Origin of the sequence: Moritella sp. PE36, assembly GCF_000170855.1 — a bacterium.
Taxonomy (GTDB): domain Bacteria; phylum Pseudomonadota; class Gammaproteobacteria; order Enterobacterales; family Moritellaceae; genus Moritella.
In genome coordinates this window covers 62,928-78,221 of record NZ_ABCQ01000006.1, presented here as the reverse complement: position 1 = coordinate 78,221, position 15,294 = coordinate 62,928, and the positions used below count along the sequence as shown (strand labels likewise).

Genomic DNA, 15,294 nt, shown 5'->3' with positions numbered 1-15,294 from the left:
CAATATCAGAGTTAGCATGTCAGATAGAACAACGACTAAATAATATGTTTTACTTAGAATCGCTACTTTTAACTAATAAAATAAAATCAAATACTAAGAGATGATTATGACTATACCAAAAGGCCAACTATTAACACGTACGTTATCAATGCCGAGTGATTGCAATGCAAATGGCGATATCTTCGGTGGTTGGATAATGTCACAAATGGATATCGCAGGTGGTATTTTAGCAAAAGAGGTAGCACAAGGACGAGTAGCTACTATTTCCGTTGATGGTATGACATTTCATAAACCGGTTGCTGTTGGTGATGTGGTTTGTTGTTATGGTTCGTGTACTCGCATTGGTAATTCTTCAATGACGATTAAATTAGAGATCTGGGTTAAGCCGTTAATCAACGCGCCTAAAGTGAACTACCGTTATATCGTTACTGAAGCAACATTTACTTATGTTGCTATCGATGATAATGGTCAGTCGCGTAAAATTGAACGTATGTGCGAACTGCCATCGTAATACAGAAATAAAGTGATAGTCATGCAGTAGGGTGTCCTTAGCGGGAACACCCTTTTTTATATCTAAAAATTAGGGTTAAACACCTCCGTCACTAGCTTACGCCGTATTCAACTTGGTATTCTCAGCATCATAACGGTCAAGATAAACTTATTAACAATAGTGGTTGATACTGATTGTCTGGTCTGACCTTGTTTGGTTTTATTGTATTTTATGACTAATCTAATAATGTTATTGTTTTTTTTAAGAATAACCTTTCTAAAATTTAATTCCCGACTAACCTTATTTCTACTGAATTATTTTCTAATCAAAATTTGTTTCTAGTTAGTTTTATAGTTGTTGCTAGGTCTGTTTAATTTGTAAGCGTGGTTTCATGTGGAGAGACTCGCTTAGGGAGATAGAAAAATGGAATTATCTAACGAGTCGAATGCACTAGACGTATACATGTATCAAGTTAACCAAAGTAGTAAACTATTAACTAAAGAGGAAGAATATGAAACGGCTATGGCTTCTAATGAAGGTGATGAAAAAGCCAGACAACGCATGATCCAATCTAATTTACGTTTGGTGATTAATATCGCTAAACGCTACCAACATACCTCTCTACCGCTCGTTGATATAATCCAAGAAGGGAATACAGGGTTAATCCATGCTGTCGAGAAGTTTGATGCGACCAAAGGTTTTCGTTTCTCTACTTATGCTGTTTGGTGGATCAAAAATAATATCGAACGCTTTATTATGAACCAATCACGTACTATCCGCGTGCCAATCCATATTGGTAAAGTATATAAACGCATTTTAAAAACAGCACGTGAACAAGAATTAGACTTACAGTGTAATCATGATGTGATGACATTGGCAGAATTTCTGGAAATGCAGTACGCACAAGTTAATGAAGTGTTATCCTATTATTTTAATGAAGCAAGTTTAGATAAAACAATCGTGACTGATCGTGATTCGAGTACGGCGTTGGTCGACATGTTAGAAGATTATTCTATCTGTAAACCAAACGATGAACTCGAAGATGCTGATACATTATGTTATTTGAATGAAGTATTAGGCCATTTATCTGAACGTGATAGAAAAATCATTGAATTAAGATTTGGGTTAGGTGAAGAAGATCCACTGACTCTACATGTTATCGGCGAACGTCTATCGATGTCGAGAGAGCGAATTCGCCAAATTATTAATTTAAGCTTACAGAAAATTCAACCTGAGTTACTACAAAATACAGTACAAAAACAAGATTATCTCAATTAAATAATCGACCTCAGTGCTTGTTAACTTTCTGTATATATAAAAAGGAATATATTGGAATATATTGTCAGCGATTATCGTTATCTTTAGTTTTTTTCTTTAGATCATGATAGCTTAGCTGGGTATATTCCTTCGTCATTTTAGCCCGTCCAGTAGTTACGGATTGTAACATACTGCACTTTTTCATATATATGAGATATCAATGAGCACAACAAGTCGTCCTCTGTATTTACCCTACGCTGGCTCTGCACTATTAGAAACCCCTTTATTAAATAAAGGCAGTGGTTTTAGTGCAATTGAGCGTCAAAGCTTCAACCTTACTGGTTTAATCCCACCGATGGTTGAATCTATTCAAGAACAAGCTGAACGTGCTTATAAGCAGTTTTCAGGCTTTGAGAGTGCGATGGATAAACACGTTTATTTACGTAACATCCAAGATACTAATGAAACATTATTTTACCGTTTAGTTGATAACCATCTCGAAGAGATGATGCCAATTATTTATACCCCTACGGTTGGTGCTGCATGCCAGCAATTTTCAGATATCTACCGCCGTGCTCGCGGTCTATTTATCTCTTACCCAGAACGTGAAAACATCGATGACATTTTACATAATGTAAATAAACAGAATGTAAAAGTGATCGTAGTAACGGATGGTGAGCGTATTCTTGGTTTGGGTGATCAAGGTATCGGCGGCATGGGTATCCCAATTGGTAAACTATCACTCTATACTTCGTGTGGTGGTATTAGCCCGGCGAACTGTTTACCTATCGTACTCGATGTGGGCACCAATAACGAAAAACGTCTGCAAGACCCGATGTACATGGGCTGGCGTAGTCCGCGTATTGACCAAGATAAATATAATGATTTTTTAGAGTTGTTCATTGATGCAATAAAACGTCGTTGGCCAAATGTATTATTGCAGTTTGAAGATTTTGCACAACAAAATGCAATGCCATTATTACAACGTTACAAAGATGAAATTTGTTGTTTCAATGATGATATTCAAGGTACAGCTGCGGTTACGCTTGGTAGCTTGATGGCGGCATGTCGCGCTGCAAAAACCAAACTCAGTGAGCAAAAAGTTGCTTTCTTAGGTGCGGGTTCTGCGGGTTGTGGTATTGCCGAACAGATCGTTGCGCAAATGAAGTCAGAAGGTCTATCTGATAGTCAAGCACGCGAACGTGTATTTATGGTTGACCGTTTTGGTGTGCTAACAGACAAAATGCCAAACTTACTCGATTTCCAACAGAAACTAGTACAACATCAGGGACTGCGAGACGAGTGGGAAATTGATAGTGATGTGATCTCACTACTCGACGTGATGACACATGGCAAACCATCGATTCTAATTGGTGTATCTGGGCAGCCAGGCCTGTTTACTGAACAAGTCATTAAAACCATGGCGGCAAATACTGAGCGTCCGATTATATTCCCGTTAAGTAACCCGACATCACGAGTCGAAGCAACACCACAAGATCTTATCCGCTGGACAGAAGGTCGTGCATTAGTCGCTACTGGTAGCCCGTTCCCACCGGTAAGTTATGGTGATGAATTGTTCACTATTGCACAATGTAACAATAGCTACATTTTTCCAGGTATTGGTTTAGGTGTGCTGGCTGCAGAAGCTACGCGTGTAACAAATGCAATGCTAATGGCGGCCAGTCGTGCATTAGCAGATTGTTCACCGTTAGGTCGTGATGGTGAAGGTCCACTATTACCACCATTAACAGACATCCATTCGGTAAGTAAAGAGATTGCTTTCTGGGTAGCTAAAACAGCACAATTGCAAGGTGTTGCTCTGCAGACTTCTGATGAAGCGATCCGTAACAAGATTGAAAAGAATTTCTGGTTACCAGAATATCGTGAATATAAGCGTGTAGCTAACTAGTTAATACTCCTGAATATGCAACGCATATAGGCGTTCTATACTGATGTTAAAAAAAACCAGCTGCTTTAGCTGGTTTTTTTATCTGTGTTATTGGTTATATGTTGCAATAAGTAGTGCTACGTAACAATTCTGCAAAAAATACTTGCGTATTTTCCATATACTTCTGGCTTGATCAGCTATGTTTAGTAGAATGCGTGGCATTTCTCTATCAAATCGACATTAACCTTAGGAGTTGGCCAGATGAATACATCATTTTATTCGCAAATTCAATCTCAGCTAGAACAAACTAAAGCTGATGGCCTTTATAAAAACGAGCGAGTGATTACTTCAGCCCAAAATGCCAACATTCAAGTGGCAGGTAATGAAGTTGTTAACTTCTGTGCGAACAACTATTTAGGTTTGGCTAATCATGCTGATTTAATTGCGGCGGCACAATCAGGTTTAGATAGCCACGGTTTTGGCATGGCGTCTGTACGCTTTATCTGTGGTACCCAGGACAAACATAAAGAATTAGAAAGCAAGATCAGTACTTTCCTAGGAATGGAAGATACTATCTTGTATACGTCTTGCTTTGATGCAAACACGGGTTTATTTGAGACGTTATTAAGTGCAGAAGATGCCATTATCTCAGACGAACTAAACCACGCGTCAATCATTGATGGTGTACGTCTATGTAAAGCAAAACGCTTCCGTTACAAAAATAATAACATGGCATCACTCGAAGAGCAGCTTATTGCTGCCGATGCTGCAGGTGTGCGTCACAAGTTGATCGCAACTGACGGTGTATTTTCAATGGACGGCGTGATCGCGAATCTAAAAGGCGTTTGTGACCTTGCAGACAAATATAATGCACTTGTGATGGTTGATGATTCACATGCGGTTGGTTTTGTGGGTGAAGGCGGTCGTGGTACCCCTGAACATTGTGGCGTTATGGATCGTGTGGATATCATCACTGGTACATTAGGCAAAGCATTAGGTGGCGCGTCAGGCGGTTACACATCAGCTAAAAAAGAAGTAGTTGATTGGTTACGTCAGCGTTCACGTCCATACTTATTCTCAAACTCGGTTGCTCCTGCGATTGTTGCTGCATCAATTCGTGTTATCGACATGATGGAAGAAGGCCATGAATTACGTGTCAAAGTTAAATCTAACGCTGAACATTTCCGCCGTGAAATGAGCGCAGCTGGTTTTACACTGGCAGGTGCTGACCACGCAATTGTACCGGTAATGATTGGTGATGCGGCACTGGCTGCTGAAATGTCAGAGCGTTTATTAGCGGAAGGCATTTATGTTATCGGTTTCTCTTTCCCAGTGGTTCCACATGGTAAAGCACGTATCCGTACGCAAATGTCAGCAGCGCACAGCGTAGGACAAATTGATATTGCCATTGCCGCATTTACCCGTATCGGTAAAGACCTTGGCATCATCTAAATAGACAATTAATTAAGCTTCGAAGTACCTAGTACCTAGTACCTACTATCTAGAGTCTAAGTATCGAAGCTTAATATCATCGAGACAAGTGGATTAAAGAAAATGAAAGCACTAGCAAAATTAAAACCTGAACAAGGTATTTGGATGACAGACGTGGAAAAGCCAACACTTGGCCACAATGATCTGTTAATCAAGATCCGTAAAACCGCGATCTGTGGTACCGATATCCATATTTATAACTGGGACGAATGGTCACAAAAAACCATTCCAGTACCTATGGTTGTTGGCCACGAGTATGTGGGTGAAGTTGTTGGTATCGGCCAAGAAGTTCGTGGTTTCACTCTCGGTGATCGCGTTTCTGGTGAAGGTCACATTACCTGTGGTCACTGTCGTAACTGTCGTGCCGGCCGTACCCATTTATGTCGTAATACGATAGGTGTTGGTGTTAACCGTGAAGGCGCATTTGCTGAATACTTAGTTATTCCTGCATTTAACGCATTCAAACTACCAGATGATATTTCTGATGACATGGCGGCAATCTTTGACCCGTTTGGTAATGCAGTACACACAGCGCTATCATTTGATGTGGTTGGTGAAGATGTATTAATTACTGGCGCTGGTCCAATCGGTATCATGGCTGCGGCAGTATGTAAGCACGTTGGTGCACGTAATGTTGTGATCACTGATGTGAATGAATTCCGTTTAGACCTCGCTCGCAAGATGGGTGTTACACGTGCAGTGAACGTAACAACTGAGTCACTTACAGATGTGATGGACGAGCTTAAAATGACAGAAGGCTTCGATGTTGGCCTGGAAATGTCAGGTGTGCCATCTGCATTTCGCGATATGCTAGACAAGATGAACCATGGCGGTAAAATTGCTATGTTGGGTATTCCACCAAATGACATGAGCATCGAATGGGGCAATGTTATCTTTAAAGGTTTAGTTATTAAAGGTATCTATGGTCGTGAAATGTTTGAAACTTGGTACAAAATGGCTGCATTAATTCAGTCAGGTTTAGACCTAACACCAATCATTACGCACCATTTCCCCATTGATCAATTCCAAGAAGGTTTTGATATTATGCGTTCAGGCATGTCAGGTAAAGTTATCCTAGACTGGACATAATATAACGTTAATCTCCTAGATTAATGCTGAAAGGGTAAGCCGGAGAGAATCGGGCTTACCCTTTTTTTGTTGCTGTTTAATTTATGCTATTATCGTCATAAATTACACTGCATTGTAGATAGTCATGACCGAAGACATTACCGAAGATAGAAGCCTTTTATCTGATTTAGCCCTTACTCCTGAACAACTACAAGCTGACGAACGCTGGATGCAACATGCGATCATGTTAGCAGGCAAGGCAGAAGCGATTGATGAAGTACCTGTTGGTGCTGTGATTGTGCTGAATGATAAAATCATTGGTGAAGGCTGGAATCAGTCGATTATTTCACACGATGCTACCGCGCATGCTGAAATTATGGCATTACGTGAAGCGGGTAAAACCGTTGAGAATTATCGACTTATTGATGCCACTCTCTATGTAACCTTAGAACCTTGCTCTATGTGTGCGGGGGCAATGGTGCATAGTCGTGTGAAGCGTTTAGTGTATGGGGCTGTAGATTTAAAAACGGGGGCGGCGGGGTCGGTATTCAATCTGGTTGAGCATGCGCAATTGAATCATCAAATAGAAGTACGTTCAGGGGTTTTTGCTAGTGAGACTGGCGCATTATTGAGTCAGTTTTTTAAAAGACGCCGTAAAGAGAAAAAAGCCCTGAAGTTGTTACTGAAAGGTTAATCTAATAAATCAGGTAAGCCGGCAAATTCATTTTGTAAAAAGAATGAGCGCTGGCGGTTAAGCAGTGAACGATTTATTCTTGAACGCGCTATTTGGCGTCTTGGTGTTTTAAGTTTTAATTTTGATCTTTTCTTTAGCATCTTGTTATCCTTAATATTCTCTGCCTAATCCTAGGCTTTGTTTTATTCTTTATGGTTATAAACATACAGTAATATAAATAAGATGCACATGAAACTTTTATGTCAGTTTTATGCACATATTGTGACAGTGGATGTTAATTTAATTCAGCTATCACCAGTCGTTGTTCTGTTCTTGTCGATAACTTAAACCCCACATCACGGGCAACTTGTTCGGTCAGGTTTATCTGTTCGTCAAACCAACGCAAACTATCGTAATATTTACGAATATTGCTGACATACTTGACCGCCTCATTGCCTCTAGCGTAACCAAAACGGGTATATTTATACCATTTACGTTGTTGCAATAACGGAATGATATCTTTGACTTCAGTCCAGCTATTTTCATTACCACCGAGTTTTTCGGTGATTTTTCGTGCATCAATTAAATGACTGTAACCTATATTATAGGCGGCTAATGCAAACCAAGGTTTTTCATGTTCAGAAATAGTATCTGGCAGGCGATTAATCAACTTGGCTAAATAGGCTGAACCAGCCCGCACACTTTGCTCGGCATCAATGCGTGAGGTAACGCCAAATTCCCTGGCTGTGGGCCAAGTTAGCATCATCATGCCACGGACCCCCGTCGGTGACTTTGCCTTGGGATTCCAATGCGATTCTTGGTAACTCACCGCCGCCAGCAAGCGCCAATCTAATTGCCCGGCATATTGACGAAATAAAGGTTCGTATTTAGGCAGTTGTGAATCAACACGGCGTAAGAAAGTACGGGTATCGACAAAATCGAAGGTATCAATGTGACCAAAATACTTTTCTTGTAGCTGCTCCATTTTACCTGATATTTGCTGCAAGGTGAAAAAGGCTAATACTGCACTCGCTAATGAATCGTCATCGTTTTTATTCATGAGCCAAACGACATCAAGTTCATTCTCAAGTACAAAGGCTTTATTTAAGTGTGGGTAATAATATTGATGCTGAGATAATGAGGTATCATCGGCGATCGCGAGTTTGATGTTACCCGCTTCTAAATTACTGAATAAGATCTCTTCGTCAGGAAACGTTTTATAAGTAATGTTGAGTTCGGGGTTCTCACGTTGCAGTTTTTGCACGTACTCTTCATGACTGGAACTTTTTACTACATAGATAGGATCGACAATCTGCTGCAGATTACGCGGTCTTAGGCTGCCTTTACGATAAATGAGTAATTGTTTCACCTCATAATAACTTGGTCCCATACGATATTCAGTTAAGCGTTTTTTGGTGCGTGTTAAGCCTGCCGCGGATAACGCAAAAGGTTTCTTCTTGGTTGATTTTGCTTCTAACATACTTTTTAGTGAATGGTAGGGGTGGATAATTAACTCGACGCCGAGATAATCGCTGAATTGTTTTAACAATTCATATTCAAGCCCGGCAGGTTTATTGCCTTCAATATAATAGTTAGCAGGGCCATAAATGGTTTTAATATGCAGTTTTCCCGCTGCTTGGATCTTTTCTAATTGGGTTCTGGGATCTTGCTCTTGCATGCAGCCGGAAACAACCAAGCTTAAAATAATGATCAAGCCGGGTTTAAAAAAGTGCTGTAAGCGTGCTAAAAATGTCTGCAAGTCATAACCTTTAAGATGAAAATGTAAATATCTATACGGGATCTATCTTTATAGCGTTTTCGTTGCTATTACACAATAGTTAACCACCATTTGCTGTATAAAAAAACAGTATATTATATGTATAAAATAATAATGTGATCAATACTGTTAATGATGTTATCGGCTAAGGAACAAAAAAAGTTATTAGTAAATTAACTTGTTGCTCATGTAGCGCTATCGTTATTGTAATAATTTGCATATAATGGCCGGGATTTTTCCCCAGTAACCCTTTTAGTGAGAAAAAGTTAATGCATATAATGCGAGGGGCGCCAGCGCTTTCTGAGTTTCGTACTAATAAATTAGTCGAACGTTGTAATGATGTAGGATTATCGGATATAACAATTTACGCGGAGTACATCCATTTTGCCGATGTAACAACTCCGCTCAGTGACAATGAACGGAGCGTCCTGGAAAAATTGTTGACCTACGGGCCAAGAATTGCAGAGCACGAACCCGAAGGAACTCTCCTTCTTGTCACTCCTCGTCCCGGCACTATCTCTCCTTGGTCTTCTAAATCTACCGACATCGCAATCAACTGCGGCCTTTCTAAAATAAAACGTCTTGAACGTGGCATCGCTTACTACATCTCTTCATCTACACCACTTACACCAAACCAATTACAAACTGCTGCAAGCCTTATGCACGACCGTATGATGGAAGTTGTATTTGATAACTTAGATGCTGCGGAACAGTTATTTGTGCAAGCACAAGCGCGCCCATTAAAGTCTGTTGATATCTTAGCGGGTGGCCGTGAGGCACTTGTTGACGCGAATGTTAAATTAGGTTTAGCACTGGCTGAAGATGAAATCGATTATTTGATTGCCAGCTTTACGCAATTAAAGCGTAATCCAAATGACATCGAATTAATGATGTTTGCTCAAGCAAACTCAGAGCATTGTCGTCATAAGATTTTTAATGCTGACTGGACCATTGATGGTCAAGAGCAAGAAAAATCATTATTCCAGATGATCAAGAACACCTTCGCACAAACCGGTGATCATGTTTTATCTGCATATAAAGACAATGCTTCGGTGATGGAAGGTTCAAAAGCCGGCCGTTTCTTCCCTGACCCACATACTCTGCAGTATGAATATCACCAAGAAGATATTCAAATTCTGATGAAAGTTGAGACGCACAATCACCCAACAGCAATCTCTCCTTGGCCTGGTGCCGCGACAGGTTCTGGTGGTGAAATTCGTGATGAAGGCGCAACGGGTCGTGGTTCGAAACCAAAAGCTGGTTTAGTTGGTTTTAGCGTATCGAACTTACGTATTCCAGGATTTGAACAGCCGTGGGAAACCGACTTTGGTAAACCTGGTCGTATCGTTAGTGCATTAGACATTATGCTAGAAGGCCCACTTGGTGGCGCTGCATTTAATAACGAATTTGGTCGTCCTAACATATTAGGTTATTTCCGTACTTATGAAGCTGAAGTTAACAGCCATAACGGTGTGGAAGTACGTGGTTACCACAAGCCAATTATGCTGGCTGGTGGTCTGGGTAATATCCGTGACCAACACGTTAAAAAAGGGGATATCCCAGTAGGCGCGAAACTTATCGCTCTGGGTGGTCCTGCAATGAACATTGGTTTAGGTGGCAGTGCTGCTTCATCAATGGATTCAGGTCAATCACACGAAGATTTAGATTTTGCTTCGGTACAACGTGAAAATCCAGAAATGGAACGTCGTTGTCAGGAAGTTATCGACCGTTGCTGGCAGCTTGGTGACGACAATCCAATTGCTTTCATTCACGATGTGGGCGCGGGCGGTTTATCAAACGCATTCCCTGAACTTGTGCATGACGGTGGTCGTGGCGCTAAATTCGAATTACGTGATATCAACAACGATGAACCAGGTATGTCACCGCTTGAAATCTGGTGTAATGAATCACAAGAACGTTACGTTATGGCTGTTGCACCTGAAAACCTAGCCACATTTGAAGCGATTTGTAAGCGTGAACGCACCCCATTCTCTGTGGTTGGCGTAGCGACTGAAGAGTTGCATTTGACGGTAACGGATTCGTTATTAGACGAAACGCCGATTGATATGCCAATGGAAGTATTATTAGGTAAAGCACCTAAGATGCACCGTGAAGCAACAACGCTGGTAACAGAAGGTGAACCATTAGATTTTACTGGTGTTACGGTTAAAGATGCTGCAGAGCGTCTATTACGTTTACCTGCGATTGCTGAGAAGACGTTCTTGATCACCATTGGTGACCGCTCGGTAACGGGTTTAGTTGCACGTGACCAAATGGTTGGTCCTTGGCAGGTTCCAGTAGCCGATTGCGCAGTAACCGCAGCAAGTTTTGATACTTACGCTGGTGAAGCAATGGCAATTGGTGAACGTACGCCATTAGCATTGTTAAACTTCCCTGCATCAAGCCGTATGGCCGTTGCTGAAGCATTAACCAATATTGCGGCTACTGAAATTGGTGATTTAACCCGTATTAACTTGTCTGCTAACTGGATGTCTGCAGCGGGTCACCCTGGTGAAGATGCGGGTTTATATGCGGCGGTTAAAGCGGTAGGTGAAGAACTTTGCCCTGAATTGAACCTGACTATTCCAGTGGGTAAAGATTCAATGTCAATGAAGACGCGCTGGGAAGATAACGGTGATAATAAAGAAGTTACCTCACCATTATCACTGATTATTACTGCATTCGGCCGTGTGACTGATGTACGTAAAACAGTAACCCCGCAGCTACGCACTGATAAAGGCGCAACTGACCTTATCCTTATCGATTTAGGTAATGGCAAGAATCGTCTAGGCGCTTCATCATTAGCACAAGTATACAAGCAGCTGGGTCAACATACACCCGATGTGGATAGCGCTGAGCAGCTGAAAGGCTTCTTCGATGCGATGCAAGTATTAGTGAAAGAGCAATCATTACTGGCTTACCATGACCGTAGTGACGGTGGTTTATTCTCGACAGTAACAGAGATGGCATTTGCTGGTCACTGTGGTGTTGATGTTGAACTTGATATGCTAGGTACTGATGATCTTGCGGCACTGTACTCAGAAGAGTTAGGTGCTGTGATCCAAGTTACTTCAGCAATGAAGGAACAAGTACTCACAACACTAGCAGGCCACGGTCTAGCTGCATGTTGTCATGTGATTGGTTCAACCAATGAAGATGATATGGTTCGCTTCACCCGTAACGGTGAAATCGTATTAGCTGAATCGCGTACTTATTACCGTGCTATGTGGGCTGAAACAACGCTGAAAATGCAAGCGCTGCGTGACAACCCAAGTTGTGCTCAAGAAGAATTCGATCTTAAACTTGATGTGAAAGACCCTGGTCTAAATGTTAACTTAAGCTTCGATGTGAACCACGATATTGCGGCACCTTACATTGCAACAGGCGTACAGCCTAAAATAGCGATTTTACGTGAGCAGGGTGTAAACTCGCAAACAGAAATGGCTGCGGCATTTGATCGTGCTGGTTTTGCTGCTCAAGATATTCACATGAGTGATATTCTTAGCGGTCGCGTTAACCTAGCTGACTTCGCAGGCCTTGCCGCTTGTGGTGGTTTCTCTTACGGTGACGTACTGGGTGCGGGTGAAGGTTGGGCTAAATCAATCTTATTTAACCCACAAGCACGCGATCAGTTTGCGGCTTTCTTCGAACGTGAAGACAGTTTCTCACTGGGTGTATGTAATGGTTGTCAGATGTTATCTAACTTGGGTGAACTTATCCCGGGTTCAGAATTATGGCCACGTTTCGTGACTAACCAATCGGAACGTTTTGAAGCACGTTTCAGCTTGGTTGAAGTACCGAAAAATCCGTCAATATTCTTAGGTAACATGGCTGGTTCAAGAATGCCTATCGCTGTATCTCACGGTGAAGGTCGCATTGAATTACGCGATGATGCGCATCTGCAAGCACTACAAAACAGTGGCACCGTGACACTTAACTTCGTTGATAACTATGGTCAACCTACGACGCAATACCCATCAAATCCAAATGGTTCGCCATTAGGTATTACTGGTTTAACAACCACTGATGGCCGCGTAACTATCATGATGCCACATCCGGAACGTGTATTCCGCAGTGTGAGCAACTCATGGCATCCAGAAGAGTGGGGCGAAGATAGCCCCTGGATGCGTATGTTCCGCAATGCGCGTGTGAATTTAGGTTAATCTTATCTAAGTTATACCGTCAATAATTAAGACCGCATTTATTGCGGTCTTTTTTTATTTGTAAATCACTACTTTCTACTAAATAAGTATAACCATCATGTCCTAGCCACTATTTTCATTACATAAAATAGTATAAATAATTAACTATGCTATAGTCGGAGGTTAAAGGTAATGTATTAATTAATAAGTAGGAAGGGTAATGAGTCAGTCACAAGGTTTATTATTATTTAAGTTAAATCTTCAGCAAAAATTTGCCATAGGCACGTTGAAAGTACAGGAGATCGTACCCTCCCCCCGCCTTTATTCTATACCGGGTTCTCACCCTATGGTGATGGGTGCTGCGACGTTACGTGGTCGTACTATACCTATTATTGATATGGCGAATGCTGTTGGTTATCGCCCTGTCAGTAAAGAAGAATATGACTCGTGTAATATTATTATCACCGATTGTAGCCGTCAGGTCGTCGGTTTTTTGGTACGCCATATTGATAAGATCATGCATTGCAGTTGGAAAGACATCTCGGCTCCAGATCCATCACTCGGTTGTAATATATATACCATAGGGGTGATGAAGCTTGATGATCAATTAGTGCAATTGATGGATGTTGAACGCTTGTTAGCGGACATTTATCCAAATGATGATGTGGAGTTACCTCAGTTTAGTGAGCTTGAACTTGAACAACTGCGTACCAAAGAAATTTTGGTGGTGGATGATTCAATGGTCGCACGTAATCAACTTGGTGGTGCACTCGATGCCGCAGGTATTCATTATCAAGTGTCAAATAATGGCCAAGATGCGTTAGCCATAATGCAGTCGGCAGTCGAATCTGGTAAGCCAATCGATGTGTTGGTCAGTGATATTGAAATGCCAGGCTTAGACGGATATGAAGTTGCATTTGAAGTACGTAGTACACCGAATGTATCTGCGACTTACATCATTCTGCATACGTCGTTATCGAGTGCTATTAGCACTGAACGTGCGCAGCAAATTGGTGCCGATGAAGCGTTAACTAAATTTGATGCCAGTGAGTTATTACAAGCCATTCTACGTGGCGTAAAAGGGCGAGATAAGGTTAGTTAGAGTTAAGAATCAAGAATACTAGGCACAAAAAAAGCGCTAATTATTAGCGCTTTTTTATAATTCGCTACACCGTAAAGCGCAGCGAATTATATTTAAATTAAGCTAACTTAGCTTAATTCACCACAAAAACGGTAACCTTCACCGTGGATTGTCGCGATGATCTCTGGCGTATCAGCAATGCTTTCAAAATGCTTACGGATACGACGAATCGTTACATCGACAGTACGATCGTGTGGTTTCAGTTCACGGCCTGTCATTTTTTTCAATAACATTGCACGCGTTTGAATCTTACCTGGGTTCTCTACAAAGTGTAGCATGGCACGGAATTCACTACGTGGTAGTTTGAATGAATCATCCAGCGGACTAATTAAAGAGCGGCTGTTGATATTCAGACGCCAGCCATTGAATTGATATTCTTCAATGATTGCTTTTTCTTCGTCTGCTACTGGGATTTTCGTAAAAGTACGGCCTAGTAGGTTACGCGCACGGATAGTTAATTCACGTGGGTTAAATGGTTTGGTAATGTAATCGTCAGCACCAATTTCTAGACCTAAAATCTTGTCAACTTCATTGTCGCGACCAGTTAAAAACATCAAGGCTAGATTATGTTTGTCACGTAGTTCACGCGCTAACAGTAAGCCATTTTTACCTGGAAGATTAATATCCATGATTACCAAGCTGATAGGGTTATTGGTAATGATCTCATACATTTCATCGCCGTTACTTGCTTCATGTACTGAATAACCTTCAGCTTCGAAGATGCTTTTGAGGGTGTTACGTGTAACGAGTTCATCTTCTACGATAAGAATGTTTGGGGTTTGCATAAACGTACCTAGTTTCGCGTTGGATCAAATAGAGCCCAGATTATTGATATTGTATCAATTAATTCAGGAGTAAGAGTAATACATCCATGAAATATAAGACTATTTCCCTAAAACAGCAGGCTGCAGTAGGATATCTAGTGTTATGGCTTCCTTAACTATAGGATTATATGTTATTAACAGCAGTATAACAACCTAATGTAATTATGTTACGTAATAACTAAACATGATTTGATATTTATCAAATCACACTAATGAGCTATATTTTATATTTAAAAATGATCACCAGACTAACTTTAATTAAAGATAGTGGTTTAGCTTGTTGGTTTGTAGTATTTAAGTGTATATAAATCAATTGGTTGCGAGTTCATTCTGAATTTACACATTGCTTTAAACGTACATTCGTTAGGTTCAATGGCGTGTAAATTACGCCGTAAACCCTGTTGATATCGGCTAAAAACATTTTCACAAATCGTATTTTTTTGCTACTTCAGCACAGATTCAGCTGCGTTGGTTGGTTTATAGTACTTACTATGCATGTTTATTTATCTGAATGTGGTGCGATATTATTTATTTGTAGTGGCT

At 41.0% G+C, this 15,294-nt stretch carries 11 protein-coding genes; 8 read left to right on the top strand and 3 right to left on the bottom strand.

Annotated elements, in window-relative coordinates; genetic code table 11:
• Positions 1-100 precede the first annotated feature (100 nt).
• The 6 genes from yciA (at position 101) to tadA (ending at position 6,888) form a co-directional block, all read left to right on the top strand.
• Positions 101-511: an acyl-CoA thioester hydrolase YciA gene (gene yciA / locus PE36_RS05925; protein WP_006031058.1), complete on the top strand. Its 411-nt coding sequence runs from the start codon at positions 101-103 to the stop codon at positions 509-511.
• Between the two features lie 402 nt (positions 512-913).
• Positions 914-1,768: an RNA polymerase sigma factor RpoD/SigA gene (locus PE36_RS05920; protein WP_006031057.1), complete on the top strand. Its 855-nt coding sequence runs from the start codon at positions 914-916 to the stop codon at positions 1,766-1,768.
• Positions 1,769-1,967: 199 nt separating this feature from the next.
• The gene (locus PE36_RS05915) at positions 1,968-3,656 is read left to right on the top strand and encodes an NAD-dependent malic enzyme (protein ID WP_006031056.1); all 1,689 of its coding nucleotides are present in this window, start codon (positions 1,968-1,970) and stop codon (positions 3,654-3,656) included.
• Between the two features lie 240 nt (positions 3,657-3,896).
• A complete protein-coding gene (locus tag PE36_RS05910) occupies positions 3,897-5,087 on the top strand; it encodes a glycine C-acetyltransferase (RefSeq protein WP_006031055.1) in 1,191 nt (396 codons plus the stop codon).
• Between the two features lie 102 nt (positions 5,088-5,189).
• Positions 5,190-6,215, top strand: coding sequence for an L-threonine 3-dehydrogenase (tdh, locus tag PE36_RS05905; protein ID WP_006031054.1), 1,026 nt, complete (start codon positions 5,190-5,192; stop codon positions 6,213-6,215).
• Between the two features lie 124 nt (positions 6,216-6,339).
• The gene (gene tadA, locus PE36_RS05900) at positions 6,340-6,888 is read left to right on the top strand and encodes a tRNA adenosine(34) deaminase TadA (RefSeq protein ID WP_006031053.1); all 549 of its coding nucleotides are present in this window, start codon (positions 6,340-6,342) and stop codon (positions 6,886-6,888) included.
• On the opposite strand, the gene PE36_RS24540 is transcribed toward tadA, so the two are convergent.
• Positions 6,885-7,028, bottom strand: coding sequence for a hypothetical protein (locus tag PE36_RS24540; RefSeq protein WP_006031052.1), 144 nt, complete (start codon positions 7,026-7,028; stop codon positions 6,885-6,887). The two genes, tadA and PE36_RS24540, sit on opposite strands and share 4 nt — an antisense overlap.
• Before the next feature lie 134 nt (positions 7,029-7,162).
• Positions 7,163-8,626, bottom strand: coding sequence for a membrane-bound lytic murein transglycosylase MltF (mltF, locus tag PE36_RS05895; RefSeq protein WP_006031051.1), 1,464 nt, complete (start codon positions 8,624-8,626; stop codon positions 7,163-7,165).
• Positions 8,627-8,913: 287 nt separating this feature from the next.
• Here mltF and purL point away from each other — a divergent pair, with 287 nt between their 5' ends.
• Entirely contained in the window at positions 8,914-12,807 is a 3,894-nt protein-coding gene (gene purL / locus PE36_RS05890; protein WP_006031050.1) for a phosphoribosylformylglycinamidine synthase, read from the top strand.
• A 199-nt stretch (positions 12,808-13,006) separates the two neighbouring features.
• Entirely contained in the window at positions 13,007-13,888 is an 882-nt protein-coding gene (locus tag PE36_RS05885; protein WP_006031049.1) for a chemotaxis protein, read from the top strand.
• Between the two features lie 107 nt (positions 13,889-13,995).
• Here PE36_RS05885 and arcA read toward each other — a convergent pair whose 3' ends face one another.
• Positions 13,996-14,712 (bottom strand): two-component system response regulator ArcA, encoded by a 717-nt coding sequence (gene arcA / locus PE36_RS05880; protein ID WP_006031048.1) that lies wholly within the window; start codon positions 14,710-14,712, stop codon positions 13,996-13,998.
• Positions 14,713-15,294 lie beyond the last annotated feature (582 nt).